This window comes from Clostridium estertheticum (genome assembly GCF_018861295.1).
Taxonomy (GTDB): domain Bacteria; phylum Bacillota; class Clostridia; order Clostridiales; family Clostridiaceae; genus Clostridium_AD; species Clostridium_AD estertheticum_D.
The window spans coordinates 1-1,367 of record NZ_JAHLDM010000082.1 but is presented as its reverse complement, the minus strand read 5'-3'; the positions used below and the strand labels follow the sequence as shown (position 1 = coordinate 1,367).

Annotated in this window: 1 pseudogene; it reads left to right on the top strand. The window is 30.1% G+C overall.

Annotated elements, in window-relative coordinates:
• Positions 1-1,365 (top strand): annotated as a pseudogene (locus tag KPL54_RS25725) (hypothetical protein); the annotation flags it as partial.
• Positions 1,366-1,367: the final 2 nt, after the last annotated feature.

Here is a 1,367-nt window from a genome sequence, read left to right as displayed (position 1 = left end):
CAGACGAGTATGACGCTACCATCTGGTATTAGTTATTATTATCATGGCCAAAAGCAAGATTATGCTAAACTTAATAGTATATTAGTACCTAATATGTCTATAATAATTGACAATAGTGATAAGGTTTTAAATAACTACGCTGTTATAACAGACCCTATATACAGCAAACCAGAGCTTGCTAAAGATTTTAATACGAAGTCAGATACATTAGGAGATATAACTTTTGATCCTGATACTAAGATTATGAAGAATGGTAAGTTTATAACAAAAGAAGAAATTGGGGATAGGGATGTAGTATACAGCGTCACTGATATAAATGGTAATAATAGATATATACTTGTTACTTCAAATTATATAGAGGGAAATATTACAGAGTTCATTGCGAGCAATGATGCAACAAATACTATTGAAGTAGATAAAAAGAGCTACACTTACAGTGAAAATATGGATACTACCAACCTTTCTTCTTTTAAAACAGGAGATTTGGTATCTGTAATGCTAGGACATGATGGCAAGGTAGTTGGTATAAAAAGCATAGAACAGAAAATTGGTAGTATGGGAGAATATCTAATACTTGGAAATCTTAAGACTTCAGACAAGTTAGCTGATAATCAAGTTATTACGGATAAAGGGACTTTAACTGTAAAGGATGGACTAACTCCTCTAGAAATCGGTGTTAAATACCAATTATATGTTAGTGATACTATGATTACTAAAATTGATAGAAAAGAAAATTCCACAGAAAAATATTCTGTAACTAGTGTAGCAAGCTCATTAATAGCTTACACGGATGATGCGGGCAAAGCTAAAACTATGACACTTCCAAAAGCTTCTTTATATTATTATCATGGAGTGTCTGTGGATTATGAAGTTGCAGCTAAAGCTGTGAGAGCTTATTCTTCAATTATTTTAACAAAGAAAAGCGATAATGTAGGATATGATTATGCTGTTATAGTTGATGCAAATTTTGGCGAACCTCAGGTCTATAAAGCTGACAACGTTAAACTTATAAATCAGTTTAAGAATATAAAGTATAATTATATTTATAGAAATGCAAATATACAAGAAACTGATTTAAATGCTTATGATGTAGTTTATTTTGTATCAGATATATGGAATAAAAATACCTTCGTTTATGTATATGATAAAGTTAAAATTGGAACGATTAAAGCTGTTACACCAGATATTCTTAATCCGACAGGAGTAACTATTGATAGCGTAAACTATACATTTAGTAAGTATTTCAATAAAGCGAGACTTAACAATTATGATGGTAGTATAGACGGATTTTTAACTGAGGTTAAAGTAGATGAATTTAAAACATTAGTTTTGGGTATTGATGGTACTATAGTTGATATTTATTAAAA